The 407-nt window shown below is 67.3% G+C and carries 1 protein-coding gene; it reads right to left on the reverse strand.

Features of this window, described 5'->3' with window-relative positions; genetic code table 11:
• On the reverse strand, nt 1-407 hold a 407-nt coding region (locus tag ACLJNW_RS23355; protein WP_410961105.1), incomplete at both ends, for a gamma-glutamyltransferase.

The following is a 407-nucleotide window of genomic DNA, read 5'->3' on the forward strand; positions in this document are numbered from 1 at the left end:
GAGCATGCGCTTGCCCGGCTCGATGGCGTTGGCGTCGCTGCCGACCACGCCGAAGGCGTTGGCCACGCCCGGTTTGGCGCTAAAGTCGTCCATCTCGTCGTTGAGCAGGAAGCCGGCGCCCTTGACCACCACGCCGCTGCCGAAGTCCCAGTTGAGGGTGTAGGTGTTGCTCACCGCGTTGCCGTCGGCGTCGACGATGGAGAAGTGCGTGGTCTGGTGCGGCTCCAGGCCGGGACGGACCTTCTCGGTCGGCGAGATCGCCGTCGGATTGACCTCGGCGGCACGCTGCTTCAGGTATGCCGGATCGGTCAGGCGCGCCACCGGGACCTTGGAGAAGTCCGGGTCGCCGAGGTAGTCGGCGCGGTCGGCGAACACGCGTTTCTCGATCTCCGCCAGCAGGTGGATGT

The sequence above is a fragment of the Salmonella sp. SAL4457 genome (assembly GCF_046548235.1).
GTDB classification, from domain to species: Bacteria; Pseudomonadota; Gammaproteobacteria; order Enterobacterales; family Enterobacteriaceae; genus Salmonella; species Salmonella enterica.